The 18,019-nt window shown below is 46.7% G+C and carries 16 protein-coding genes; all 16 read right to left on the minus strand.

The genetic code is table 11. The annotated features are described in order from the left end of the window. Positions 1-86 precede the first annotated feature (86 nt). The 16 genes from AC4EHB_RS04620 to AC4EHB_RS04695 all read right to left on the minus strand — a co-directional run bounded on the left by AC4EHB_RS04620 (position 87) and on the right by AC4EHB_RS04695 (position 17,997). Positions 87-512: a YlbF/YmcA family competence regulator gene (locus AC4EHB_RS04620; protein ID WP_490974427.1), complete on the minus strand. Its 426-nt coding sequence runs from the start codon at positions 510-512 to the stop codon at positions 87-89. Positions 513-752: 240 nt separating this feature from the next. Next, positions 753-1,550 carry a TIGR00282 family metallophosphoesterase gene (locus AC4EHB_RS04625; protein ID WP_490974428.1) on the minus strand — a complete coding sequence of 266 codons (798 nt, stop codon included), beginning with the start codon at positions 1,548-1,550 and terminating at the stop codon, positions 753-755. 66 nt (positions 1,551-1,616) lie between these two features. Further along, entirely contained in the window at positions 1,617-3,176 is a 1,560-nt protein-coding gene (gene rny, locus AC4EHB_RS04630) for a ribonuclease Y (RefSeq protein ID WP_135505278.1), read from the minus strand. 575 nt (positions 3,177-3,751) lie between these two features. After that, positions 3,752-4,807: a recombinase RecA gene (recA, locus tag AC4EHB_RS04635; RefSeq protein WP_490974429.1), complete on the minus strand. Its 1,056-nt coding sequence runs from the start codon at positions 4,805-4,807 to the stop codon at positions 3,752-3,754. A gap of 173 nt (positions 4,808-4,980) precedes the next feature. Further along, positions 4,981-6,234: a competence/damage-inducible protein A gene (locus AC4EHB_RS04640; RefSeq protein WP_490974430.1), complete on the minus strand. Its 1,254-nt coding sequence runs from the start codon at positions 6,232-6,234 to the stop codon at positions 4,981-4,983. 273 nt (positions 6,235-6,507) lie between these two features. Beyond that, positions 6,508-7,086 (minus strand): CDP-diacylglycerol--glycerol-3-phosphate 3-phosphatidyltransferase, encoded by a 579-nt coding sequence (gene pgsA, locus AC4EHB_RS04645; protein ID WP_490980814.1) that lies wholly within the window; start codon positions 7,084-7,086, stop codon positions 6,508-6,510. Between the two features lie 48 nt (positions 7,087-7,134). Further along, complete coding sequence (locus AC4EHB_RS04650) at positions 7,135-8,028, minus strand: helix-turn-helix domain-containing protein (protein ID WP_490980815.1); 894 nt, start codon at positions 8,026-8,028, stop codon at positions 7,135-7,137. A 17-nt stretch (positions 8,029-8,045) separates the two neighbouring features. Beyond that, positions 8,046-8,843 carry a YmfK family protein gene (locus tag AC4EHB_RS04655; RefSeq protein WP_490974433.1) on the minus strand — a complete coding sequence of 266 codons (798 nt, stop codon included), beginning with the start codon at positions 8,841-8,843 and terminating at the stop codon, positions 8,046-8,048. Positions 8,844-8,964: 121 nt separating this feature from the next. After that, positions 8,965-9,684, minus strand: coding sequence for an elongation factor P 5-aminopentanone reductase (ymfI, locus tag AC4EHB_RS04660; RefSeq protein WP_490980816.1), 720 nt, complete (start codon positions 9,682-9,684; stop codon positions 8,965-8,967). Then, a complete protein-coding gene (gene yfmH / locus AC4EHB_RS04665) occupies positions 9,681-10,982 on the minus strand; it encodes an EF-P 5-aminopentanol modification-associated protein YfmH (protein WP_490974435.1) in 1,302 nt (433 codons plus the stop codon). The genes ymfI and yfmH overlap by 4 nt, the downstream gene beginning before the upstream one ends. Next, entirely contained in the window at positions 10,975-12,249 is a 1,275-nt protein-coding gene (gene yfmF / locus AC4EHB_RS04670; protein ID WP_490974436.1) for an EF-P 5-aminopentanol modification-associated protein YfmF, read from the minus strand. The genes yfmH and yfmF overlap by 8 nt, the downstream gene beginning before the upstream one ends. Before the next feature lie 151 nt (positions 12,250-12,400). Beyond that, entirely contained in the window at positions 12,401-13,360 is a 960-nt protein-coding gene (locus tag AC4EHB_RS04675) for an ABC transporter permease (RefSeq protein WP_490980817.1), read from the minus strand. A gap of 1 nt (position 13,361) precedes the next feature. Beyond that, positions 13,362-14,408: an ABC transporter permease gene (locus AC4EHB_RS04680; protein WP_490974438.1), complete on the minus strand. Its 1,047-nt coding sequence runs from the start codon at positions 14,406-14,408 to the stop codon at positions 13,362-13,364. Beyond that, on the minus strand, positions 14,398-15,966 hold the full coding sequence (locus AC4EHB_RS04685) for an ABC transporter ATP-binding protein (RefSeq protein ID WP_490980818.1): 1,569 nt from the start codon (positions 15,964-15,966) through the stop codon (positions 14,398-14,400). The genes AC4EHB_RS04680 and AC4EHB_RS04685 overlap by 11 nt, the downstream gene beginning before the upstream one ends. Before the next feature lie 178 nt (positions 15,967-16,144). After that, the gene (locus AC4EHB_RS04690) at positions 16,145-17,221 is read right to left on the minus strand and encodes a BMP family lipoprotein (protein ID WP_490974440.1); all 1,077 of its coding nucleotides are present in this window, start codon (positions 17,219-17,221) and stop codon (positions 16,145-16,147) included. A 47-nt stretch (positions 17,222-17,268) separates the two neighbouring features. Then, positions 17,269-17,997 (minus strand): GntR family transcriptional regulator, encoded by a 729-nt coding sequence (locus AC4EHB_RS04695; RefSeq protein ID WP_490974441.1) that lies wholly within the window; start codon positions 17,995-17,997, stop codon positions 17,269-17,271. Positions 17,998-18,019 lie beyond the last annotated feature (22 nt).

The following is an 18,019-nucleotide window of genomic DNA, read 5'->3' on the forward strand; positions in this document are numbered from 1 at the left end:
AAAGAGCCTCAGCTCTTTCAGTTTCCTTTATCGCAAAATCGTCCTGCGTCACACAAAGCGCAGCCCGATATTGAATGTAATTGTTATCAGCAGCTACCCGGTGAATCGTTGCGAACCTTCGATCCCGTTTCGCCGCGCAGCAAATCTCCGCCTGTTGCAGTAATGATGTTGTTCGTTACGCGGTTGGCGATTGCCGTTGATACCATTTGCAGCAATGCGTTGACGTCGCTTTGCGATTGCTTGAATTCCTGGACAATCGGCACTTCGTCGATTTCTTCTTCGATTTTCTGGATCTTGCCTTCAATCAAGCCCAACGCGCGTTCTTTTCCATAATGCTGGAAATTGACCGCTTGTTTTTGCAAGCTCTTCATGCTCGCGATTTTCTCGCGGACTTTCTGGTTTTCGTTTATTTGCGCTTCTGCACGTTTGAAGAATTCAACTTCTTCTGTATCAGCAATCATATCTGCTACTTCGCGCGCTTTTGCGATAATTTCGTCTTTTGTATAAGCCATTCTCGTAGACACCCATTTCTCGGCTGGCAACGCTGTCCATCAAACCACCGTTCAACAGCCTTTATTTATTAGATTAATTGTACAGGTAAAAGCGTCCATTCGACAAGGGTTCCGACTTGTGTAAAACTCCGCTGCAGCTCCTTGCTTTCCGGTATAGCTCTTTCTTTCATTATACTGAAAAGCATTCGTGCTCTTCAAGGCACCACGGCGAATTGTCGGAGAATGGACAAGAAATCCTTTTTAGTTTTGGAACGGGTAATCTTCGTTAATGTAGATGCGTTCGTATGAAATCGCTTTGCCGCTTTGGTCATCCACTTCCGTGAAAAACCCGCTGACCACTGAACGTCCCTGCTTCGGCACTTCAAAGCGTGTCGGCATATTCGTCCGGAAACGGTACAGCACCGATTCCTTCGCCATACCAAGCACTTCATCATAAGGGCCTGTCATTCCGACATCAGAAATATAAGCGGTGCCGTTCGGCAAAATCCGCGCATCTGCTGTTTGGACATGGGTATGCGTTCCGACGACAACTGATGCACGGCCATCCAAATGCCAGCCCATAGCGATTTTTTCACTTGTCGCTTCGGCGTGGAAATCGACAAAAACTAGCGGCGAAATCTCTTTCGCTTCAGCGATCAACTCATCCGCTTTTTGGAACGGATCGTCATGCGGCGGCAAAAAGACACGGCCATGGAGGTTGATGACGGAAAGCGTCTGGCCATTTTTTGTTACCGTCGCCATGCCTCTGCCTGGCGCTTCTGGCGAGAAGTTCGCCGGGCGGATCAAGTAATCGACTTCATCAATAAAATCAAAAATCTCTTTCTGGTCCCATGTATGGTTGCCCATTGTCACCATGTCGACGCCCATGAACATCAGGTCTTGGTAGATCGACTTTGTAATGCCGCGCCCTGCCGCAGCGTTTTCACCGTTGGCAATAACAACATCCGGTGCGTACTTTCGTTTTAAACGAGGCAAATAAGATTCCAGCGCATCCCGCCCGATCGAACCGACGATGTCACCGATAAATAAGATTTTCACAACTATCACCTTTTCCCATAAGAAAAAGGCTTCTTTGAATAGACATTCATCGAAGCCTCAATCCTATTATTTTGCGTATTCAACTGCTCGTGTCTCCCGGATGACGGTCACTTTAATGTGCCCCGGGTAGTCAAGCTCTTCTTCAATCCGCTTACGGATATCACGGGCAAGCCTATGGGCTGTCATGTCGTCAATTTGTTCCGGGCGGACCATTATGCGGATTTCGCGCCCCGCTTGAATAGCGAATGATTTCTCAACGCCTTCGTACGATTCAGAAATCTCTTCAAGTTTTTCAAGTCTACGGATATAATTCTCCAATGTCTCACTGCGTGCACCCGGACGTGCGGCAGACAAAGCGTCTGCTGCAGCAACGATAACCGAAATGATTGACGTTGCTTCAGTGTCCCCGTGGTGGGAAGCAATACTGTTGATGACAACTGGATGCTCTTTATACTTCGTTCCAAGCTCCACACCGATCTCGACGTGGCTTCCTTCAACCTCATGGTCAATAGCTTTACCGATGTCATGTAGAAGGCCGGCACGTCTTGCGAGCGTTACGTCTTCACCAAGCTCCGCGGCCATCAAACCGGAAAGGAAAGCAACTTCAACCGAGTGCTTCAGGACATTCTGGCCATAGCTTGTGCGGTAGCGCAGGCGGCCAAGAATTTTGATCAAATCAGGATGCAAATTGTGGACGCCGACATCAAATGTCGTTTGTTCTCCGATTTCGCGGATCTGCTCGTCCACTTCGCGGCGTGATTTCTCAACCATTTCTTCGATGCGCGCAGGGTGGATACGGCCGTCGGATACCAATTTTTCAAGAGCTAACCGGGCTGTTTCACGTCTGATCGGATCGAAGCCGGAAAGGATAACCGCTTCAGGCGTATCATCGATGATCAAATCGATGCCCGTCAAAGTTTCAAGCGTTCGGATATTACGTCCTTCGCGCCCGATAATCCGGCCTTTCATCTCATCATTCGGCAAGTTCACCACTGAAACAGTTGTTTCTGCGACATGGTCAGCAGCAAAACGCTGCATTGCCAATGATAGGATATTTTTCGCTTTCTTGTCCGACTCTTCTTTGGCGCGCGCTTCAGTTTCTTTCACCATGACCGCAATATCTGTTGAAAGTTCATTTTCAACTTGCTGCAGGATGATCGATTTCGCTTCTTCGCGTGTCAATGAAGAAATTCGTTCCATCTCGGACTGCTGCTTCTGGACTAAATCCTCTGCTTTGCTCTCCATCTGTACAATATGCTGTTGTTTTTCTGCGAGAGTTTCATCCTTGCGTTCAAGGCTCGCTTCTCTTTTGTTTAATGCATCATCCTTGCGATCCAAATTTTCTTCTCTCTGCAACAACCGATTTTCTTGTCTTTGAAGTTCCAATCGGCGTTCCCGAATTTCAGATTCTGTTTCAGTACGCAATTTATGATTCTCGTCTTTCGCTTCCAATAAAGCTTCTTTTTTCAGCGCTTCTGCTTCTCTCTTCGCATCTTCAACAATTTGCTCCGCAGAGTTTTTAGCGCCTGCTATATCGGAATCGTTTTGTTTTTTAAGAACAAAATAGCCAACAACTACACCGACGATGATACCAAGCAAAGCGAAGATGATCTCAGAAATCCCCATTCGAACACCTCCTCTTGCTATTCTTTTTCTACAGTTCATAAAGATGAATTAAAGCAAACATTTTATTGCATCAATCGTTTTAAAATGCGTCACCGCACTAGTTAGATGCGTAGATACAACTTAATTGTATAGTTGGTACTAAGAAGTGTCAACCCATGGAAACTCATAGAAAAGCGTAGGCGCCCGTTTAGTTCCGACAAGCGCTGGAGGGCTTGCCGCGGACAGCGTCTTTTGCCGTTGCTGGCAAGGCCGAAGCGTCTCGAGGAACTGGAGCCGAAGACTGGACACCTCTAGAAAAGCGTAGGCGCCCGTTTAGTTCCGACAAGCGCTGTAGGGCTTGCCGCGGACGGCGTCTTTTGCCGTTGCTGGCAAGGCCGAAGCATCTCGAGGAACTGGGGCCGAAGACTGGACACCTAGAAAAGCGTAGGCGTCCGTTTAGTTCCAATAAGCCCTGAGGACTTGCCGGGGACTGCGTCTTTTAACCCGAGACTGCTGAATGCAGGCACAGAAAAACCGCCAAGCGTATTGCTTGGCGGCCATCTTCAAGAAGCATAGCTTTAGCTGCGCTTCCCTTCTTATTCTTCGTCGATCAAAAGATCGAATTCTTCCGGCTCTTCAGCTTTAGCAGCAATTGTATATGTCGCTGCAGCCATGCCCAAAGATTCGCGGACTTTGTTCGAAATTTCGTTGCGCAATTCCGGATTCGCCATCAAGAACTGCTTGGCGTTTTCACGGCCTTGCCCGATGCGTTCTTCTTTGTACGAATACCAAGAACCGCTCTTCTGGATGATTTCCAGATCCGAACCGATATCGACGATTTCACCTTCGCGTGAAATCCCTTTACCGTACATGATGTCCACTTCCGCTGTACGGAACGGCGGAGCAACTTTGTTTTTGACAACTTTGATCTTCGTTCTGTTACCAATGATGTCATTGCCTGATTTCAAAGCTTCTGCGCGTCTAATTTCCATGCGTACAGAAGAATAGAATTTCAGTGCACGGCCGCCTGGAGTCGTTTCCGGGTTTCCGAACATCACACCAATTTTCTCGCGAATCTGGTTGATGAAGATAACAATCGTATTCGATTTATTGATAATGCCGGATAATTTACGCAAAGCTTGGGACATTAAGCGAGCCTGCAAGCCCATATGCGAGTCGCCCATTTCGCCTTCAATTTCAGCTTTTGGCACAAGTGCCGCCACCGAATCGATGACCACGATATCAACCGCACCGCTTCGCACTAATGCTTCCGTGATTTCAAGCGCTTGCTCGCCTGTATCAGGCTGTGACAGCAATAGCTCATCAATATTAACGCCAAGATTTTTTGCGTAAACCGGATCAAGCGCATGCTCGGCATCGATGAATGCTGCTGTTCCGCCTGCCGCTTGCGCTTCTGCAATCGCATGAAGCGAAACGGTCGTTTTACCCGAACTTTCAGGGCCGTAAATTTCGATGACCCGCCCACGCGGGTATCCGCCTATTCCTAGAGCAGTATCAATTGCCAATGATCCACTTGAAACCGATGATACGTTGCGGTCGCTTTTCTCTCCTAATTTCATGACCGAACCTTTACCAAATTGCTTTTCTATACCTTTTAACGCCATATCCAATGCTGCTTTACGATCGCTCAAAAAAAGTCCTCCTCTTAATAAAACCAATTTTTCTACCTGTTTCTAGTATACTAGGTTATTGAGAAATACACAAGAGAAATGCGAACGTTTATTCGTGTTCGTATTTTAAATTTGAGTTTTGATTTGGCTATAGAAGCCAAAAAACACGTTTGAAAGGAAAAACGCACGCAAAATTAAATTTTGCGTGCGTTTCCTGCAGCTAGTGTTCGTATAACATAGTACAAAGCCAATTTAACGGCTCTAAGCCTGTTTGAATTGCGCATGCCGGAAAGCTGGAGGCGATAAGCCTTCGTCCCGTTTTCATCAGCAATGCCGATCCATACGGTCCCTGCAGGCTGCTCACCATGCGCATCCGGTCCTGCCGCACCCGTTAAAGAAACGCTGATGTCCGTCCCGAATTTCGAGCGGACGGCCTCAGCCATGGCGATTGCTGTTTCTTCGCTGACTACTCCATATTGCTCGAGCAATTCAGCGGAGATGCCCAGCTGTTTGATTTTCATTTCTTCATTATAAGCAATGACTCCGCCTTTCAACGCTTTGCTAACGCCTGGTATGGCGGCGAGCTCTGCTTGGAACAAGCCGGCGGTCAAGCTTTCGGCAGCTGAGATGGTCTTGTGCTGTTCTCTCAAGAGCTCTACAGCCTTTGATGCTAGCGAGTCATCATCGTAGCCATAAAGGTAATCCCCGACAATTGCCAGAATTTCCTCTTTCGCTTCGTTGATCAATTCCCATGCCTGCTCTTCTGTCTCAGTCTTCGCTGTAATGCGCAACGTCACTTCAGAATCCGAAGCGAGCGGCGCAATGGTCGGATTGGTTTGCTTTTCCAGCAAATCCTGGATCCGGTCTTCCAGTTCGGCTTCGCCAATACCATAAAAGCGCAAAACGTGCGATAAAATGACATCTTCCTTATTCAACATGCGGGCCAGTTTCGGCTTCGCTTCGAATTGGAACATCGGCTCCATTTCTTTCGGTGGGCCAGGCAGAAGTATATAGACGTGTTCGCCAGATTTATAAAGCATACCCGGCGCCATGCCGTGGTGGTTCTCCAGCACTTCACTGTCTTTCAACACCAATGCCTGTTTATTATTGTTAAAAGTCATCGTGCGTCCCGCGCGTTCGAAATACGCGACAATCGAATCCAGCGCGACTTGGTCCATTTCCAAACTTGTATTCAAATGTTCCGCAATTGTGCTCTTTGTCAAATCATCTTTTGTCGGACCAAGCCCACCTGTGAAAATAATTAGATCGGCTCTTTGTTCGGCAATTTCAATGATGCTTTTCAGCCGGTCCGGGTTATCGCCGACCACTGTGTGGTAGTAGACATTAATCCCGAGTTCCGCGAGGTTGCTTGAAATAAAACGGGCATTGGAATTGGTGATTTGCCCAAGCAATAATTCACTGCCTACCGCAATAATTTCTGCGTTCATGCCATGCACTCCCTTCAATCTATATAAGTTGAACTAATGTGTATTCATAATCGATATCCCGCAAAACAGCTACGAAGGTATTGACCCAAAGATTGGGGAAATACCTTTGCAACGAAGCGCATAGCGCTGCAATGAACTTCAATATCTCGAAGCTAGCGAAGCGTTGCAGGGACAGGGACAGAAACAATCGGCTTTGCACTTCCCAAAGCGTCCTGAGCGATTTTCAACAAATCACTTCTTAAATTCAACTTAAGCAATTACATGCTGCTGAATTTATTTCGAGACCATCAAGCCTTTGCGGTTGGCATAGAAATAATCCCAGCCGGACCATACCGTAAAGATCAATGCGATGTAAAGCATGATGTCGCCAAACGGTATATTAGCTAATGTAAAGATTGTGTTATAAAGCAGAAGCGATGAAATCGCCAAAATCTGTGCGGTGGTTTTGATTTTCCCTAAGCCGCCGGCTGCAACGACTTCCCCTTCGCCCGCAAGGACTAGGCGCAAGCCGGTAACCGCGAATTCACGGCTGATAATGATGATGACGATCCATGAAGCGGCAAATCCAAGCTCCACTAAAATAATCAAAGCTGCTGATACCAACAATTTGTCCGCTAACGGATCGAGAAATTTACCAAATGTCGTAACAAGGTTGTATTTTCGTGCATAATAGCCGTCAACCCAATCCGTCAATGACGCGAAGATGAATACGAGTGCGCCGACAAAATGGCTGACCGGCATAGTAGCGCCGAACAAGGTCATTTCCCCCCAGTTGAATTCGACAAGCATGAGGACCATGAATACGGGAATAAGGAGGATCCGGGAAATGGTGATGCGGTTTGGAATGTTCATAAATGATTCTCCTTTCGTTTTTCAAGAAAAAAAGCCATCAAAAGATGGCTATTCCGCGGCTGAGAATTGAATAACAATGTTTTGTGTAATTGGTTTTTTAGAGATTTCCACCGGTTTGCCGTTGATGGAAACCGACATATTCGGTGCAGCTCCAAGGCGGAGGCGAACTTGCTTCATATCGGTAACGTCAACCGTCTCAGAATCATTCGGCTGCATTGTCACAGCAGGAAATAATGCCTTCTGATCTTGGTCAGTGGCTGCTACCCATGATGCCTCATTCGCTTTAACGGTCATTTCCCTTTTATCAGGACCGCTGAATGCGTATATTGTCGTTTCACCTTCTGTTGTTTCCACTTTTATGCTCGCTTCAGGTTCTGCGGGTTCTGCGGGTTCTGCGGGTTCCGCTGGAGCTTCTTCAGGTGCTTCTTCTTCTGCAGCTTTTTCTTCTTCTGTCGGTACGGCATCTTTATCCGCAGGTTCTTCATAAGGAACACCGGTTTCTTCCGGAACCTCTTCTGCAGTGTCTTTGGTGCCGAGAGATTGGTAGAATACCCAAGCCACCCCAATAATAACTACTATAAATAAGGCCACAATAACTTTTGGCATCATCTCACCCATGCCGCTGCCGCGCGAAGAGCTTTTCGCGAATGTCTGGCGGCGCGACGGAGTCGGCGGCGGCATTGTTGTTCTCACTTCTTCTTTCGCCGGTGCAGGAATTTCCCCTTTATGCTGCTCCAGCAAGTCATTGGAATTGAGGCCGACCGCTTCCGCATATTGCTTGATGAATGCACGGGCATAAAAAGGCCCGGGCATCATACTATGGTTGCCTTCTTCAATGCCTGCCAAATAGCGTTTCTGAATTTTTGTCACATCCTGCAAATCTTCCAAACTATAGCCTTTTGCAATTCTCGCTTCTTTTAAACGATTACCTAATTCACTCAATATACTCACCTGCCTACTCAAAAGTTGAAACCGCCGAACAGATCCGCTTGGTTTCGGTCGTCCATGAAGTTGTTTTTCTCTAGTACTTCATACGTAATCTTTTCGTCTGGATGATGGCGCAGTTCGATTATATAATCGAAATCTTCTATGTTGTATTCAGATTGCTGGACAAACATATCGGGGTGTTCAACTACTTTAATCGTTGGCATCCGCATCATTTCCCTAACCAATTGCATATGGCGCTCATCCCCTGAACGGCGGGTGACGATGCCGTCCAAGATGAAGATGTTGTTTGCGTTATGTTCATCGCCCATCAACTGGTTGCGTACTGTCTGTTTGATCATAGTCGACGACAGGAAAATCCATTTTTTGTTGGCGCTGACGCTAGCAGCGACAATGGATTCCGTCTTGCCGACCCGCGGCATGCCGCGGAGGCCGACCAGCTTATGGCCTTCCTGCTTGAAAATCTCAGCCATGAAGTCAACTAGCAGCCCCAATTCATCGCGGACAAAACGGAACGTTTTCCGGTCATCTGCGTCGCGCTGGATATATCTTCCGTGGCGGACTGCCAGAATATCGCGCAGCTTCGGTTCCCGGTATTTTTTGACCGAAATTGTTTCAATAGTGGAAACAATCTGCTCGAACCGCTCTAATTGTACATCGTGCTCCGCTCGCAGAAGCATTCCGCGGCGGCCTTGGTCGACGCCATTGATTGTGATAATATTTACTCTCAACATACCAAGAAGTGAAGCTATATCTCCTAACAGACCCGGACGATTGACTTGAATTTCGTATTCAAAATACCATTCTTTCACACATCATCCGACCTTTCAATACAGTGTTTGGCCTTAAAAGTTCCTACCTCTTTATGATAGCGGATTTACGGTCCCAAGAAAAGAGGTAATAAAAAAAGAAGGAAAACCTTTCCTTCTTTTTCTACATATGCCATCCGCCATTTACATTTAGCGTCTGCCCTGTTATATAGTCAGCTTTGCCGCTGACCAAAAAGGCCACAGCATCAGCGACATCCTGCGGATTGCCAAGCCCGAGTGGGATGTCCTCCTCGATTGCCGCCAATTCCTCTTCTAAGAATTCTTTGTTCATTTTCGTCTGGATAAAACCTGGCGCCACTGCATTGACGCGTGTGCCAGTCGGCGCCATTTCTTTCGCGTAGGCTTTGACAAAAGCCAATTGTGCGCCTTTTACTGAAGAGTACATCGTTTCCATTGCTGCCCCGGCCTGGCCCCAAACCGAAGAAATGAAAATGACATAATTTTTAGGATGCCGGTGAAAATAGGGTGAGATCAATTTGATGGCGGTGGCAGGGTTTTTCACATGCACCCGCCATAGCTCATCCATTTCCTGCTCATCTGTATCCAGCAGCATTTTCATCAAGGCATGGCCGCTGGCTACAATAATGCACGACGCATCGAAAATATTTGATGCCAGAATTTCTCCGCCATTGCTATCCGTAAAATCGGCTTGCACAGGAATAAACTCCTGAAACGCGAATTTTTTTTCGAGCCGCTCCGCCAATTGGCTGACGGGCGTTGAATTATAATGAAGATACAGCGACCAGCCATCATTCGCCAGCCCTTCTGCAATGCACTCCCCTATCTCGCCTGAAGCTCCCATAATGACTGCAAACCGTTTCACTGTTCCGCCTTTTTAGGCGGCACGATCGTGAATGACGAGCGCTGGCTTTCCTGGCTGACCGACGCAAAAGCTTCCTGCAAATCCGGAACTTCGATGTTTTCAAGTGCTGGCACGACATCAAACAAGTTCATGTTGTTGAATGCATAGCGAGTGAACTGATTGGCAATGTATTCCGGTGAATTCAACGCTCTTAGGAAAAAGCCGATCTTCTTGCGGCGCACCCGGTCCAAATCCGCTTGGCCAAATGGCCATTTCTCGATTGCCCGGTCCAGCGTGTCGTTGATTTCTTGCGTCAATTTTTCGGGAACAGCCGTATCTGATCCAATCAATGCATAGCCAAAACCGTTCTCAAGTGAATAATCGAACGAATAAGATTCATCGATCCAGCCGTTCTCATAAGCATTGTGATAAAAGTCGGAAGTACGGCCAAACAGCAATTCGTAAGCCAATTGGGCTGACAATTCATGCTTCATCATGTTTTCTCCGGAAAGATCCAAAAGCTCTGGTTTAATGCCGATGAACACTTTCGGTTTTTGCACGCTCATCTCCAGCATCCGTTCTTTGATTGCAGCTTGGGCTGGCTCTTCCGGATAAACCCGTTCGATGTTCTGCGGCTCTTCAAACGTTTTGCCGCCTTGATTCTCTTTAATAAGGCTGAGCATGCTTTCCGGTTCGACCGCTCCTACAATGAACAGCACCATGTTCGATGGATGGTAGAACGTGTTGTAGCATGTGTACAGATGATCCGCCGTGATGTCCTGGATCGATTCAACTGTTCCGGCGATATCAATTTTTACTGGATGGTTCTTATACATATTTTCAATGACGCCGAAATACAGCCGCCAATCCGGCTGGTCATCGTACATCGTAATTTCCTGTGCGATAATGCCTTTTTCCTTCTCAACAGTGCTTTCTGTAAAATAAGGGCTCTGCACAAAATCAAGCAGCGTTTCCACGTTTTCATCGATTTTGTCCGTAGCCGAAAACAGATACGCTGTCCGTGTGAATGAAGTGAAAGCATTCGCAGAAGCGCCTTGTTTGCTGAACTGCTGGAAGACATCGCCGTCCTCTTTCTCGAACATTTTATGCTCCAGGAAATGGGCGATGCCGTCAGGAACCTTTATCGCTTCTTTTTCTCCAAACGGCACAAAATTATTGTCGATTGAACCGTATTTCGTCGTAAAGGTTGCGAAGGTTTTGGAAAATCCTTTTTTCGGCAATATATAGACTTCAAGCCCATTTTCTAATTTCTCATGGTATAAGGTTTCGTCTAATTGTTTGAATTCGACTTTATTCAACAGAATCATCCTCCTTGCCTGATAGGAAATACGTCATTTCGAGAGACAGCCCTTTAGCAGCTTCCGCGATATCTTCTTTAGTAATGGAGTTCCATCTGCTGATGAGGTAATCAGGTTCGAAAGCTTCCGTCAGTTCCATGTATTGATCGTAAATGTCGATTTGCCCGCGCGCATTATCCAGCGCTTCCCGCAATTGGTTTGTCAGCAGCGCTTTCGTCTGGCCGAGTTCCACTTCCGTGATATTGCCTTTTTTCACTTCTTCCAGCTGTTCAAGCACGAGCTTGACCGCTTTTTCTTCAAGCTTCGCATCTATTCCCGCCAATACGAACATCAAACCAAATTGTGAAGCGTACGAACTCGATACGTAATAAGCCATGCTTTCTTTTTCACGGATATTGACGAATAGTTTCGAATGCGCGTAGCCTCCAAAGACACCGTTCAGCAATTGCATGACTGGGAATTTCTCATCGCGAAACGTTATCGGCGAGTAAAAAGCCATATGCAGCTTGCCTTGCTTCATGTCTTCGAATTCGACAACACGCGGCTGCTCCGGTTTTGTCAATTCGGTCGAAGGCGCTTTGATCGCTTGCACGCGGTCGCCGAAATGGAAGAATTCCTTGAAATGCCCTGCAATCATATCGGCTTTGATGTCGCCCACCGCATAAATCTCGATTTCGTTGTTGTTGATCATTTCCTTGTATTCTTCGACGAGCTTTTCATTTGTCACCTCGGCGACTCTTTCGATCGTGCCATTCGGTTGAATCGATGCAGGGTGTTCAGGCAGAGCCAATTCCATCAGGCGCTGCTGAGCGTAGCGGGTTTTATCGTCAAAAATCGATTCGATGCGGTGTTTAATCGCTTCCTGTTCCCGTTTGAAAACCGATTCCTTGAACAAGCCGTGTTCGAAATTCGGTTTGAACAAAACGATGTACATTAAATTCATCACTTTTTCAAGGACGCCTTGCTCAGACAAATACTGATCGTTGACCGTCTCGACGTTTAAAGTGACGATATGTTCGTTGCCCCGCTTCGAAGAATCTATGTAAAGGGAAGTGCCGTATAAATCATCAAGCACCATGCGCAATGCTGTATGGGAAGGATAGACTTCGTTGCTGTGCTGGAGTACATTCGCCAAAATCGTACGCGCAGAAGCTTTTTCCTTTGTCAGTTTATCTTTGAATTTCAGCGAGAAATTTATGGTTTTGAATTGCGTCGTTTCGTGTACATGGACCTTGACGCCTTTTGCAATATTGACTGTTTCAAACATATGTATTTCCCCTCTCTCTCATCATAGTCTAACTATACCGAACCTTGTAACTAAAGAAAAGCGGCAGAGGCTGTATAAATATCTGCGGAAATTTAAAAAGGCATGCCCAATAATTCCGGGCATGCCTTTAAATAATAATTTTTTATTCAGCTTAGCGCTGGCCTTTGATGTAAGGCACGCCGTTTGCTTTTGGTGCATTCGCGCGGCCAATGAATCCAGCCAACGCAAGGATCGTCAATACATACGGAAGAATTAGCAGGAACACGCTAGGAATGTCTTTGATGTATGGAATGGACGGTCCGACGATGCTCAGCGATTGCGCAAGCCCGAAGAACAATGCCGCTCCCATGGCGCCCAGTGGATGCCATTTACCGAAAATCATAGCTGCTAAAGCCATAAAGCCCTGGCCATTGATCGTTGCATGGCCGAAGTCGCCGGAAATTGTCTGTGCATAAATTGCACCGCCGATGCCCGCAAGCGCTCCGGAGATCATGACAGCGATATAACGCATTCTTGAAACGTTGATGCCCATTGTATCAGCAGCCATCGGATGCTCGCCTACAGAGCGGAGGCGCAGGCCGAATGGCGTTTTATAAATGACGAACCAAGCCACAATTGCAACCACGAGTGCAAGGATCGACGTGTTGTACATTTTCGTAAAAAACATCGGTCCGAGAACCGGAATATCTGAAAGGAACGGTACATCGTAACGCGGGAAGCGTTCCGTGATAAAGTCCGTCTGCCCTTTATCGAAAATTTTCTTAACTAAGTAAAGTGATAAGGCAATGGCAAGCAAGTTGATCGCTACCCCTGAAACGACTTGGTCAGCACGGAACGAAATCGACGCCACTGCATGGACGAGCGATAGCAATAAAGCAGCTACCATCGCTGCAACCAATGCCAGCCAAGGGGTTGCGTTGCCGAACTGATCAGCAAACAGCAAGTTGAACAAAATACCGACGAAAGCACCGATGACCATCAAACCTTCAAGGCCGATATTTACAACACCTGAACGTTCGGAGAATACGCCGCCGATAGCTGTCAAAATTAATGGTGCCGCGTAAAATATGGCTGAAGGAACGATGAAATACAAAACTTCCAAGAAACTCATATTACTTCGCCTCCTTCTTTTTAGCCGCTCGCAGCAGGAATAGGCGGATGATATAACCTGATGCTACGAAGAAAATTATAACCGCGATGACAATTTCCACGATTTCCAAAGGAATTCCTGCAGCATTCGGCATGTTCAAAGCGCCGTATTTCAGTGAACCGAATAATGTCGCGCCAAAAATGACGCCAAGCGGTGTATTCATGCCCAGCAAGGCAACGGCAATGCCGTCAAATCCGATGCCGGTGAAACCGCCTTTGGAAGAAACGTATTCGAACGTTCCAAGTGCTTCCATCGCCCCGGCAAGACCAGCGAATGCACCGGAAATGACCATTGCGAGGATGACGTTTTTATTGACGTTCATGCCTGCGTATTCGGAAGCGTTGTGGTTGAAACCGACCGCTTTCAATTCGAAGCCTAGAGTTGTTTTCTCAAGAATGAACCACATGACCGCAACCATCGCCAGCGCAATCAAAATGCCGTAATGGAGGCGTGAAAAGTCCGTCAGGTTCTGGAAAAATTCCGAGCGCAGCGATGCACTCAAGAAAATCGACTCGGTTCTGTCGCCGCCGTCAGAAACGGTTTTGATCAATGCGTTTGTCGTGTGCAGCGCGATATAGTTCATCATAATTGTGACGATAACTTCGTGTACATGGAATTTCGCTTTCAAAAGGCCTGGCACAAAGCCCCATAGAGCTCCAGCTGCAGCCGCAGCCAAAATTGCCAGCGGCAAATGAATGATTTTCGGCAATTCAACAGCTACACCTACATATGCAGCTGCAAACCAGCCGACGATCAATTGCCCTTCAACACCGATATTGAACAGTCCCGAGCGGAATGCAAACGCTACTGCAAGGCCTGCCAAAATATACGGGGTAATCTGGCGGATTGTTTCACCAATTGTATAAAGGTCTCCAAAAATACCATTCCATAAAGCGGTGTAGCCGACAATCGGGCTATAGCCCGATACGAGCATAACGATTGCACCGACCAGTAAACCTAAAATAACAGATATGACGGGGACCAGAAGATTCGTAGCTCTAATTGACATGCTGATCCTCACCTTCTTTCTTTAAATCGTTATTGCCGTTGCTTTGTGCTTTGACAGAATGTCCTGCCATCAGCAGTCCAAGCTCTTGTTCCGTAGTCTCTTCCGGAACTACGACATCGACGATTTCTCCATCGTGGATAACTGCAATGCGGTCCGATACGTTCATGACTTCATCGAGTTCGAATGAAATGAGCAAAACTGCTTTGCCGTTGTCACGCTGTTCGATCAAACGGCTGTGAATAAATTCAATCGCGCCGACATCAAGTCCGCGAGTCGGCAATGCCGCGATAAGCAAATCAGGGTCACGGTCCACTTCCCGGCCGATAATCGCTTTTTGCTGGTTTCCGCCGGATAAAGCGCGCGCTGGTGTGTGCGGCCCTTGCGTACGGACATCAAAATCCTTGATGATTTGCAATGCTTTTTCATCGATTTTCTTGTAATCGATGATGCCGCCTTTGGAAATCGGCGATTTATAATACGTCTGCAGCGAAATATTATGGCCAATCGGGAAATCCAGCACCAGTCCGTGTTTGTGGCGATCTTGTGGAATATGCCCTATGCCCGCTTCAGTCACTTTGCGCGCCTTTAAGCCGGTGATATCCTTGCCATGAAGTGAAATGGTGCCGCTTTTCACTTTGCGGAGTCCAGTGATTGCTTCGATCAATTCACTTTGACCATTTCCGTCGATTCCCGCAATTCCGACAATTTCACCTTTGCGGACTGTCAAATTCAAGCGTTTCACTTTTTCAACGCCGCGGTAATCTTCTACTACCAAATCTTTTATAGACAGCGCATCCTCTGTTGGATTAGCTGGCCCTTTCACTGTTTTGAATTCCACCTGGCGTCCGACCATCAACGATGCCAGGTCAGCCGGATTGGTTTCCGCTGTGATGACAGTGCCGATTCCCTGGCCTTTGCGGATGACCGTTACACGATCGGATACATCCATGATTTCTTTCAATTTATGGGTGATCAAAATGATTGATTTGCCTTCAGCAATCAAACGTTTCATAATTTGGATCAATTCGACAATTTCCTGTGGCGTTAATGACGCGGTTGGCTCATCGAATATGAGGATCTCTGCTCCGCGATAAAGCGTTTTCAGGATTTCCACACGCTGCTGCATGCCGACGGAGATATCTTCGATCAATGCATGTGGATCAACATTCAGGCCATATTGTTCAGAAACTTCCTGCACACGCTTGGCTGCATCTTTTTTATTGGTCACTCCGAATTTCGTTGGTTCATTGCCCAAAATGATGTTTTCCGTGACGGTGAAGTTCTCGACTAGCATAAAATGCTGGTGGACCATCCCGATTCCGAGATCATTTGCGATGTTCGGGTTTGAGATATCAACCTTTTTGCCGCGTACACGGATTTCCCCGCCTTCTGGCTGGTATAGTCCGAAAAGTACGTTCATCAATGTCGATTTTCCCGCTCCATTTTCACCTAATAATGCATGAATTTCGCCTTTTTTCAATTGAAGCGTAATATCATCGTTGGCGACGAATGCCCCGAATTCTTTCCGTATATTGAGCATTTCAATAACATATTCCATTGTTCTCACTCCCCCGAAAACTGGTGATTTTTTTTATAATTAGCTTTGCATCGCTTTTAAAATTGATACAGGAAAGGCTTTTATTGCTAAAAACCTTTCATCTATCAATCCGTTTTTAAGCAAAAAAAATCATAAAGACCGGTTAAACCGGTCTTTATGATGACCGTATCAAAAGAAATTATTCAGACAAAGTTTCTGGTACTGTGATTTCGCCGCTAGCGATTTTCTCTTTGTACTCGTCGATTTGAGTCATGATATCGTCAGGAATCGCTCCGCGTGAATCCGCAAGGCCAACGCCATCGTCAGCTAAACCGTAAGTAGTTGTTTCGCCGCCTGGGAAGTTTCCTTCTTTAGCTTTGTTTGAGATATCAAGAACTGCTTGGTCAACTCGTTTAAGAACTGAAGTCAATGTAACGTTAGCATCGCCAACTTGGCCTTCATCGTATTGGTCAGCATCTACGCCGATAACCCATACGTTTTCATCCGGATTAGCTTCTTTGCGTTCTTTGGCTTCAGTGAATACACCGTTTCCTGTTCCGCCAGCTGCGTGGAATACGATATCCGCGCCAGAATCATACATAAGAGCAGCAGTGGATTTACCCAATTCCGCTTTATCAAAAGCACCTGTGTACTGAGCATCAACAACGATTGTTTCGTCTACAGCTTTAACGCCTTCTTTGAATCCAGCTTCAAAGCGTTCGATTACAGGAATGTCCATGCCGCCGACAAAACCGATTTTTTTCGTTTCAGTCATCAAAGCAGCAGCAACACCTGCAAGGTATGCGCCTTCTTGTTCTTTGAACAAGACACTTGCAACGTTTGGAGCATCAACAACAGCATCGATGATTCCGATTTGAGCATCAGGCTGCTGGGCAGCGATTTCTTTAACTGCACCTTCCATCAAGAAGCCGATTCCGAAAACGACATCAAAGTCGCGGCGGATCAAGTTATTCAAGTTGGTGTTGTAATCAGCGTCAGAACCAGACTGAAGGTAATCGATACCGCCATCGCCTTTTTCAAGGCCGTTTTCTTTACCGAATTTCTCCAAACCTTCCCAAGCCGATTGGTTGAAAGATTTATCATCAACGCCCCCGACATCGGTTACCATTGCAACAGAAAAGTCACTTGTTTCTTCTGCGCCTTCTCCGCCCCCAGAACCGCCTGATGTTGCTTCTTCTTCGCTGCCGCATGCCGCTAGCATAGTGCTCGCTGCAAGCATTACTGAAAGGCCTAGAGCAAATTTACGTTTAATCAATGTGATAACCCCCAAGGTATTTTTGATATTAGCAGGAATTTGCCGTTTTACACACGTTTTCGAACTACATGGAAACTGAATTTATCAGCTCGGAAGTAGTTCTTTGAATAAAGCACCACACGATCGTCCTCATCATAGTGGTACTGTTTTAACTCGAGTAAAGCTGTTTCCGGGTCACATTCCAAAATTGGTGAAGCCTGGTCATGATAGCCGATCGGATCGATGAACGTGACTGCATACGCAATATGGATGTCCCCCGACTCCTCTATTGCTGAGAAGATGGAACTTTCTGTGCGTCCGAGAAAATCTCCAGGCAAATAACGTGAAGGAACTTTATCGATACAATAGACGACGGGTTCCCCGTTTGCCGTTCGGACGCGTTCAATAGTAATAATTGAGTCATCGTCTTCGCAATGAAAGCGTTTTATATCTTCTTCAGAACAAGGAGCCTCGTGGGTACTTAAGTAAATAGCACCAGGCTCCATGCCTGCTTGGCGGATCATGTCGGAAACACTGGTCAATTGTTCGATGCCCGATGAAAAAACCGGTTTCGCATTGACAAAAGTGCCTACGCCATGGCGCCTCACGATGATATTGTCTTCTTCCAGCAGCCGCAGCGCTTCTCTGAGAGTGGCGCGGCTGACTCCAAGTGTCTTGGCCAGCTCAAATTCGGATGGCAGCTTCTCTTTCTCTTTGTACAATCCGGCAGCAATATCCTGCTTCATGCGGTCAATAACTTGAAGATACAAAGCGCGATGATCCGATTTTATTGTCATACGATTCACCACCAATGACAGA

Source organism: Planococcus sp. TJ-302 (genome assembly GCF_058268455.1).